Source organism: Psychrobacter communis (genome assembly GCF_014836505.1).
GTDB lineage: Bacteria > Pseudomonadota > Gammaproteobacteria > Pseudomonadales > Moraxellaceae > Psychrobacter > Psychrobacter faecalis.
Genome location: NZ_JACSQR010000054.1, coordinates 1 through 8,910 on the forward strand (window position 1 = coordinate 1; position 8,910 = coordinate 8,910).

Annotated in this window: 12 protein-coding genes; 8 read left to right on the forward strand and 4 right to left on the reverse strand. The window is 39.9% G+C overall.

What is annotated here, in order from left to right; translation table 11 throughout:
- The 3 genes from H9653_RS11865 to H9653_RS11875 form a co-directional block, all read left to right on the forward strand.
- Positions 1-408 (forward strand): STAS domain-containing protein (locus H9653_RS11865; protein ID WP_191692523.1); only part of this gene is annotated, 408 nt, incomplete at its 5' end.
- A gap of 88 nt (positions 409-496) precedes the next feature.
- A complete protein-coding gene (locus H9653_RS11870) occupies positions 497-1,360 on the forward strand; it encodes a universal stress protein (RefSeq protein WP_191692524.1) in 864 nt (287 codons plus the stop codon).
- A gap of 261 nt (positions 1,361-1,621) precedes the next feature.
- On the forward strand, positions 1,622-2,074 hold the full coding sequence (locus H9653_RS11875) for a hypothetical protein (protein WP_227673653.1): 453 nt from the start codon (positions 1,622-1,624) through the stop codon (positions 2,072-2,074).
- Between the two features lie 81 nt (positions 2,075-2,155).
- On the opposite strand, the gene H9653_RS11880 is transcribed toward H9653_RS11875, so the two are convergent.
- From H9653_RS11880 to H9653_RS11890, 3 genes are all read right to left on the reverse strand, one after another.
- Positions 2,156-2,341, reverse strand: coding sequence for a hypothetical protein (locus H9653_RS11880; protein WP_191692525.1), 186 nt, complete (start codon positions 2,339-2,341; stop codon positions 2,156-2,158).
- A gap of 70 nt (positions 2,342-2,411) precedes the next feature.
- Positions 2,412-3,542, reverse strand: a complete 1,131-nt coding sequence (locus H9653_RS11885) for a relaxase family protein (protein ID WP_191692526.1) — start codon at positions 3,540-3,542, stop codon at positions 2,412-2,414.
- Positions 3,532-3,897, reverse strand: coding sequence for a plasmid mobilization protein (locus H9653_RS11890; RefSeq protein ID WP_191692527.1), 366 nt, complete (start codon positions 3,895-3,897; stop codon positions 3,532-3,534). Before H9653_RS11890 ends, H9653_RS11885 begins: the two co-directional genes overlap by 11 nt.
- 229 nt (positions 3,898-4,126) lie before the next feature.
- On the opposite strand from H9653_RS11890, the gene H9653_RS11895 reads away from it, so the two are divergent.
- Complete coding sequence (locus H9653_RS11895) at positions 4,127-4,567, forward strand: hypothetical protein (protein WP_225211749.1); 441 nt, start codon at positions 4,127-4,129, stop codon at positions 4,565-4,567.
- Between the two features lie 242 nt (positions 4,568-4,809).
- A complete protein-coding gene (gene repM, locus H9653_RS11900) occupies positions 4,810-5,760 on the forward strand; it encodes a replication initiation protein RepM (protein WP_181717048.1) in 951 nt (316 codons plus the stop codon).
- Between the two features lie 8 nt (positions 5,761-5,768).
- Here the strand turns inward: repM and H9653_RS11905 are convergent, their stop codons facing one another.
- Positions 5,769-6,269 (reverse strand): hypothetical protein, encoded by a 501-nt coding sequence (locus tag H9653_RS11905; protein ID WP_181717049.1) that lies wholly within the window; start codon positions 6,267-6,269, stop codon positions 5,769-5,771.
- 241 nt (positions 6,270-6,510) lie between these two features.
- Here H9653_RS11905 and H9653_RS11910 point away from each other — a divergent pair, with 241 nt between their 5' ends.
- From H9653_RS11910 to H9653_RS11920, 3 genes are all read left to right on the forward strand, one after another.
- Positions 6,511-6,765 (forward strand): excalibur calcium-binding domain-containing protein, encoded by a 255-nt coding sequence (locus H9653_RS11910; RefSeq protein WP_082894387.1) that lies wholly within the window; start codon positions 6,511-6,513, stop codon positions 6,763-6,765.
- The gene (locus tag H9653_RS11915; protein ID WP_225211750.1) at positions 6,738-7,148 is read left to right on the forward strand and encodes a hypothetical protein; all 411 of its coding nucleotides are present in this window, start codon (positions 6,738-6,740) and stop codon (positions 7,146-7,148) included. The genes H9653_RS11910 and H9653_RS11915 overlap by 28 nt, the downstream gene beginning before the upstream one ends.
- A 593-nt stretch (positions 7,149-7,741) precedes the next feature.
- Positions 7,742-8,910 (forward strand): SulP family inorganic anion transporter (locus tag H9653_RS11920; RefSeq protein WP_191692528.1); only part of this gene is annotated, 1,169 nt, incomplete at its 3' end.

An 8,910-nucleotide genomic window follows, 5' to 3' on the forward strand; every position in this document is an offset into this window, starting at 1 on the left:
GTGGTTGCGACTCATAACTTAGCATATGGCGTATTAATTGGTGTGCTGTTATCAGCCCTATTCTTTGCCAGTAAAATTGAACGCTATATGAGCGTACATACGCAATTAGATGAAGCAGAACGAACGCGTTATTACTTCGTCAATGGTCAAGTATTCTTTTCATCAGCAGAGCGTTTGATTGAGTCGTTCGATGTGAAAGAGTCTATAACCAAAGTCGTCATTGATGTATCAAAAGCGCATTTCTGGGATGTGACAGCCGTTGCCGCGATTGATCGAGTAATCATTAAATTTCGCCGTGAGGGTACTGAGGTTGAACTGATAGGTCTGAACGAAGCAAGCCAAGCGATGATAGAAAAGTTCGGCGTTCATGACAAACCTGACGCTGATCAAAGCTTAGGTGCTCATTAATAACGTCTACTAACGATAGTGTCCATCAAGCCTATTAGTTTTGGTGAAGTGGACATGGACACTCCAAATTAAAATTTAAGGACAAATAATGAACACAGAACAGCATATTTTAGCGTGTATCGATGGTTCAGCCGTGACGCAACCCGTTTGTGATTATGCAGCATGGTATGCGAGCAAATTGAACCTACCTGTCGGCTTACTACATGTGAGTGACGTTCCTGCTTCAAGCAGACGTGATTTATCAGGCGCGATAGGTGTTAACAGTCGCCAGCTCTTACTCGAGGAACTCACGCAACTGGACGAGCAAAGAGCAAAAATTGCTAATAGCTATAGCGATGCGTTGGTGAAAGATGCAAAAAGCCACATTCAAAGTCGATTCGATAGTGTGGACGTGAAAATTTATCAACGTCATGGCAAGCTGCTGCCAGCGATTGAACACTTCAATAGCAAAAACCGTGTCATCGTTATGGGACGACGCGGCGAAGATCACAAAGACAGTCGCATCAATATTGGTAGTCAAATCGAAACTGTGGCTCGTGCTTCTAGTGTGCCAGTTATGATCTGCTCAGAGACGTTTAAAGAACCCACCTCATATATGGTGGCGTTTGACGGTAGTAAGACAGCTATTAAAGCCGTCGATATTATTTCTAAAAGCCCACTATTAAAAGGCTTACAAGGGCATATCGTTATGATAGGTAATGATGATGAGACGTCTAAAAAAAGTTTGGCAGCAGCGACTGAGCAGCTAAAAACAGCAGGATTTACGATAGAAGCGCATCAGTTGTCCGCCTCTAATGCGGTTGATGGTTTATTGGCTTTTCAGCAACAAAATGCGGTCGATATTATTGTCATTGGTGCTTATGGTCATTCTAAACTCCAACAGTTATTTGTTGGCAGTACTACGACAAAGATCATCGCCAAGACGCTATCTCCGATTATTTTAGTACGCTAAGACATCAAACAATCACTTTGGCAAATCATTGCACCCATGATAGGCACTAAATTCGCTTAATTAGAATCGTTACTGATCTGATTAAGTGGGTTCTATTTTTTAGAACACCACCTATTTTTTTAAATGATTTAGTGAGCCTTTGCGCTCACTTTTTTATTATTTGTGTATTAGGAGTTCAGCATTTTTACTGAAAATGGCATTATCGAAATCGCTAGCACTATTATCTTAATAGTCTGTTTATTACGCTGTACACAGTATATAGTGCAGAGCCGTATCAAATTGGGTCGTTACTTTTGGCTGGCCTCAGTCTTGGTTTTCTTCGCTGTTATTCGTAGAGAGTTAAACCATCTGCCAGACTTGTTTATTTCTAGTGACTTCTTATTACTAAACCATTCCTATGACTGGTGGGAAGATATCGTACTCACAATTGTCTATATTCTTATGGTGGGCTTATTCGTTTATTCATGGCGTTATTGTTGGACAGTGCTAAAAAACACTCCTATCACGTTATATCTCGTGGTGGCAGTATTAGCCACAGTTCAATATATGGGAGAGAACGCCATCGTGTTCCCTCATGCCTTTGGCGCGATAATCGAAGAGCTGACCGAAGCAACTATTTATAGTATTGCTTTGGTTTATTTGTGGAATTTCAAGTTAATAGACTTTGAAGCCTGCTTATCAAATAAGCTAAATTTTGAGACAGTGACGCAGTAACAGTAGATACTTTATAGGGGCAAACTCGATGAGTGGCTAGCTAAACTAGCTTAGCCATATAAATAAAAGCGGATAGTAGCGTTAACAACCGTATTTATCTCCACAACAATCCTTTACTGTTAATTTGCTATACTCAAAGTAAGTATCGATATTCGTAACATAGCCATTTTTACCTAGCTCTTTGATAATGTTATCGAATTCTTGTGGATTATTATTTGCAAAGCTCTTTAAGTCTTTAAGAGCTTGTTTAGCCTTTTCAATAGTCATAAAACGCAAATCCTTGTTTTTTTATTAAGTAGCAAAAAAGTATATAACCATAAAATCCATTTATCACCTATCAAAACCTTGGTCTAAAACTCGGCCTATAAGTTTCTGTAGGAGCTGGTTTAGCTGATTCTAGCTCCTGTTGAACAGCTTTATCTGCCACTAACGGCTCAGGCGTAGCTAAATTCTGGTATCTCTCCTGATGATAAGCCTCTTTTATTTCTATCCCAGTGGCTAAGTGCTCCTTATCTGACTGCATGCGCTCGTTTCTGCTAGCTGTACGGTCATACGCAGAATGATCTTCTTCTTTCGCATCTGGTTCAAACTTGTAACCATCAAATCCTTTTTCAAACATACCGCCTTTGAGCCTAACACCCATTGGCTTGCCGTTCTTATCGGTTAGCTTATCGCTTGTCACCGATAACGTCTTCTCGCTATTACCTCGATTAATCTTCAAGCCCCACTGTTCTAGCCGACTTAGCACTCTTCGACGACTCATAGCGATACCATTTTGCCAATCCAGTAACAGACGACGTTTAATCGCTTCCTCTAATAGTTTACGGTTAGGAGGATTGGCGATAGTCTCCTCGTCCTTATCTGCATCTTTTTTCGTATACGCCTTTGCATCAAAAGGCGACGGACGCGGCGCATTACTGCTATATGGGTTAACTAGACGTTTGCGTTTAGGGTCATTAGGGTCACTTAACGGCTTACCCTTAATGGTTTTGACTTCTGAATTGATAATATTTTTCCAAGCGTTCACCCTTTTTTGATCTGCTGGCTCATAGTACGGCTGAAAAGCCTTACCTGATCGCAGTTCCTGACAGGGAATCACAAAGTTCAGCTCCAGTCGTCCGACAGGATGAGCGTCATCAATGTCTTTATCCGCATGCTCAACCCATAGTATATCGTACTGATCATTCTCTAACCCGCAGAATATGACCGCTTCAAACTCCTGCATAATGCGCTTTTTATCGGCTTCACTAATCTCATCCGCACGTTCACTAAAAGATAAGTACCCTGACTTATACTTAGTCTTGTGAGAGGTCGTGTTAATTAAGTGCTCAGTGAGCACAGGATCGCCGTACAGCACTTTTGCATGCGTTCTAGGTACCAAAGTACCCTTACTCCCTTTCTCTTTAAGAAGATAGTCTAAAACGCCACTCGCTTTGCCTTTACCATGCTTAGAGAACTTAACAATCATCACCATCCCTCGCGGCTACTTTTGAGTATTCGATACTCGTCTCTATCAGCACATGCAACTGTTTCCTAATCGCCTTAATCTCATTAAGCACCTCGGCATCAACGTGCTTTTCGATATTCACATGCTTGGTCAGCTGATTAAGATTGCTACCGATTCTACCCAACTGACGCACCAATTCAGGATCAACTGGCTTAACAGGAGTAACCCCTAATGCCAATCCTCGTAACCAACTGGCCACCGTATTTTCGCGGTTTCTTTTCTTAATCTCAGCAAGTTCGTAGTCATTGACGCGAATCGCAATCTCTCTATTACGCTTGGCTCTCTTGTCAAGAACGGTAGGTTTTGGCTCAGTCATAACGATTACCTAGGTAAGGGTTTTAGGGGATTTTAAGGGGTCTCCCCTTAACCAGCTCACATGAGGGATAGGATAATTATTACGTAGTAATAAATAGCCCCCTCTTGTGACTGCTGGCTTAATAAATACTAACATAAAATCTATATTTGTCTGTACCTATTTATTTTTTAATGACTGTACCTATAGATTGTCTATTGTGTGTACCTACATACGATAAATGACTGTACCTATGGTATTATTATTGTCTGTACCTATTCTAAAAGTGAGTGAGTTATTTATGGATAAGAGACGTAGGAATATGCAACGTTACAATGCGGTACGTTCTGCTCGAGTTGAAGCCATGATTGAGTTCTTAAAGGATATTGATTTTGGTGGTACTGAACTTTGCCAACTTGGTATAGAAGATGGGTATAGGTTAGAACGTGAAGTTAACTCTTATAGAGCTATGCAAATAGCTAGGTACTTTGGAGTTAATGTCAGTAAATCAAAATTAACTCAATTCTCTAAACCTAAAGATCATAGATACGATTTTACTGCTGCTCAGCTAATGGGCTATATCAGTGAGCATTATGATGAGCTGATGAATTACTGGGAATGGTTTGTACAACCAGCTATACGTAAAGCTAGAGAGAAGTATCCTATTGAAAAAGAATTAGAAAATAAGAAGTAAAAGGTTTTTAATGTTTTTAATAGCTTTTAAAAGCTTTTAAGTAGGCTGTATCCCTTTATAGTCAAGGCTTTTAGGTTAGATAAGCATACGTTTATACACCCATAGATATACGTTTATACACCCATAGATATACGTTTATACACCCATAGATATACGTTTATACACCCATAGATATACGTCTTTACAATCAAAGTATATTTATATACAATAAAAAATTGGAAGTATATATATACGGATTTTATATGACAAAAACTAGTATAGTAAGCAAAGCTAATGCGTTTATTGAGTCGGGCTATGCGATCAACTTAGTCGCTCAGCGTGTAATTATCTTAGCTATTATTGAAGCAAGAGAACAAGGAAGTATGTCTAAAATTGGAGGTGTCCACCGTATCAGAGCGTCTGATTACGGGAAGCATTTTGAATGTGATAAAACTACTGCTTATCGCTCACTGAAGTCTGCTTGTGAAAGTCTTTATGAAAGCGAGTTTGTTTGGACTGATAAGGATTCAAAGGGACGTGACAAGATAAATAAGTCCAGATTCGTGCAACGTGCTTCATATAGTGAGGGCGGGGGGTATGTAGAGGTTATGTTTGGAAATGACGTTATTCCACTGATAACAAGACTTAGTGAGAAATATACAGAGTACGAGCTACAACAAATAAAAGACCTAAATAGCATCTACGCATTGCGTATCTTTGAAATATTAATGCAGTGGAGTAGTGTTGGTAAAACCCCTCCAATTACAATTGGAAATTTACGTACTCGTTTGGGTATCGAAGAGCACCAATATAAAACTATGGGTAATTTTAAAAGTCGTGTTTTAGACCATGCTATTAATGAGATTAATGATAATACGAATATTACAGCGACTTATGAACAGCACAAAGAAGGCCGTAGAATTGTTGGGTTTACGTTCAAATTCAAAATAAATACTAAGCCTGAGAAAGCGACAGGCATAAAGAGAGATGGTGATACGCCTGATATGCTGACTCCTTTAAAAATGACAGATAAACAAAAGGGTGTGTTTGCGGCTAAGCTATCGAAAATGAGTGAGTTGTCTAACTATGCTAAGCAAGGTGAGGATTATAAAGCATTTGCTGAACGGATCGAAATTGAGCTTTTAGATGAAAGTAAGCATGCTTTTTACGTACCTTATCTCGATAAATTAGGTTTTCGGGCTTCGGCATCATAAGGAGATATTTAAAAACCCCACCATCTTTTCTTCTTCTCGGTAATAGCGGCTATTTCAGTATTCTGTTTTTGTTCGGATTGTATCTTATCATCGGTTTCAGATTGTCTGAATTCTAATAATCTCACTTGTGCTAAATCCTGGATACTAGCGTTGGCTTTATCCAGCGTTTTGTTTAACTGTCCTATCTGCTGCTGATAATTTTCAATTAACTTTTTTTGATCGCTTACTTGTTGGCTGAGGTGCTCATTCTTGAGCTTTTCAAGTGCTAATAGGTGTTCAATATCCGTATTGTACTGAACACTTTGACTGTTCAGAGGTGTACTTTGAACAGTGTCCACTGAACGTTCAGTACGTTTTTTAGAAATTGGCTCACCAAACACGCGCAACATTTCTGAAACGTCTATTTTCTTATCTGCTGTTCTAGAAAGCTCACCATCATTGACCTTCTGATAGATCGTGGTTCTTGATACACCCCATTCTTTTGCCGCTTTTGTCACCGATATGTTCATTGTTCACCTAGTGTTCAAGTACGTTTTTAGAAACTGTACAGTACAACTGTCCAGAACGTTCAGTGAACAACTATGGCATTAACCCGTCTATCAGGCAAATTATAAATAAACTGCTGTGTAAATCAGACGGTTGGTTATATAGCACTCACTTTATTGAACAAATATAGGGTATTATTAATGCTTGAAAGCAGTGTCTTAGGTCTTAAAGAAAGTAGGTTCTATGAAAAAATTTATTCTAAGTATGGCGTTATCTCTCTTTGCCTTATCTTCTCAGGCAGCAGTTACAGTCACTGATAATCCATTTTATAGTGATGTCGAGGTAGAACATCCGTTGTTTGCTAAAGGTGCTGGCGGCTCTCAATGCAAAGGCTTACCGCGCACTTGTGGGCAGATGGTTAGCTGTGAACAAGCCAAACAAGCACTCAAATGTGGAAATACCAAGCTAGATCGTGATAAGGACGGCGTACCATGCGAATCAATATGTCCAGGTGGTTAATTGCAGTAGCGTCTATCGTTATGATTGGGTGCAGCTCAGGCAATACAGAAGATGATCTGTATGGTTCAGGCTATATCGTAGTGAGTGAGCAGACATGGAGTAAATATTACACAACACCTTATCCGTTTACGGTGCCTGAGGGTGAGATTGCGTGTGCCTCAAATCCTTCCTTTGGTCGTGAGGTGTTTTTTCATCCTAAGGGTTACACCGATGAATCTTACGTTGGTATACCGCTTAATAAAGCAGCGGTAGATGGCTTAAAGCTAAGTCGTTTGACGCCAAATGTGCCTCATAGTGTCAAGGAAGGTGCTGATCTGCGTGAGGCCGTACAAATTGGGTTGAGAGTGTGTGATGAGCAAGAGGATGAGCTTGCGAATTATTAAGTTCGGTACCCTAGTGAGGACTTGAATCTTGGACTGTATGCTAATGATAGCAATAGTTTGAGTTATTGAAGTAACATCGGTGTACTTCATTGTGTACATCCAGTGAGTTTTTCGAGAGTGAATTGGCTTATTTTTGATTTCTATAAGTACTGTTATGGGAGTAATAGCCAGATATTTTTATTGACTGGTGCTATGTATGTTATAATTACGAGAAATATTACTCCTTTAATCTATAAAAGTCGTTTACTACAAAGATGAATATTCCGCCTTAACTGTTTGACCCCCTCCTAAGTAAATAATTGCTCCCTATAGCAATTTCTGTCATAGAGCGTTTTACGCTTTTTCCTGTGCACACGCACTGCTTTAATATTTGTATCTATAATCGATTTATCTATCGAGTCATTATAAACAAGCTATTAAAAGCAATTTATGACAATAACTCGCTAAATATAACGTTTCACATTTTCACATTCCTTGATTGGTAGGCATTATGCCTAGCTGAGAGTGTGTCAGACCTTTTATTTTAGATACCTCTTATCTTAGATATCGCGATTATTGACAGACTAAAGCAGTTCCTAAAAACTGAGTTAAACATGTTAACTACTATTAAAGAACATTGGTTGTCCAATGTTAGAGGCGATGTCCTAGCTGGTATGGTTGTCGCTCTAGCCCTTATTCCTGAAGCCATTGCTTTTTCGATCATTGCCGGTGTTGATCCTCAAGTTGGATTGTACGCCTCATTTTGTATTGCCGTAGTGATTGCTTTCGTTGGCGGACGTCCGGCGATGATTTCAGCCGCAACCGGCGCGATGGCATTACTCATGGTCACGCTGGTTAGGGAGCATGGTTTGCAGTATTTGCTAGCAGCCAGTGTCTTGACAGGGGTGATACAGATTATCTTTGGCTTTTTGAAGCTGGGTAATTTGATGAAGTACGTCTCTCAATCTGTCATCCTTGGCTTTATCAATGCTTTGGCGATTTTGATTTTTATGTCACAGATTCCGGAGCTTATGCCGCAAGCAGGCTCAAATCTAGTCCACGTCTATGGTCTGGTGGCTCTCGGTTTAATCATTATCTATGGTTATCCGTACATTCCTAAAATTGGTAAAATGATTCCATCACCGTTGGTCAGTATTGTACTGGTAACGGCGATAGCCATATTTTTGGGCGCAGAAGCACGTACCATCAACGATATGGGTCAACTGCCGGATACCTTACCGATATTTTTACTACCTGATATTCCTCTTAATCTAGACACCTTGTTGATTATTTTGCCGTATGCGATCAGTCTTGCAATTGTTGGTTTGCTTGAGTCTATGATGACCATGACCATCGTAGATGACTTGACCGATACCAAAGGTGACCGTACCCAAGAGTGTAAAGGTCAAGGTATTGCCAACGTCGTCAGTGGCTTTTTTGGTGGTATGGCAGGCTGCGCGATGATTGGACAATCTATCATCAATGTAAAATCAGGAGGTTTCACGCGCCTATCGTCATTAGTGGCGGGTGTATTTTTATTACTTCTGGTTGTATTTTTAAGTGACTGGTTAAAAATTATTCCGATGGCAGCATTAGTGGCTGTAATGGTTATGGTTGCTATAGGTACGTTTAACTGGGGTTCTTTTAAGGAGCTAAAAACCAAACCATTGCAAAGTAACATTGTTATGATTACGACGGTTGCTGTGGTGGTTGCGACTCATAACTTAGCATATGGCGTATTAATTGGTGTGCTGTTATCAGCCCTATTCTTTGCCAGTAAAAT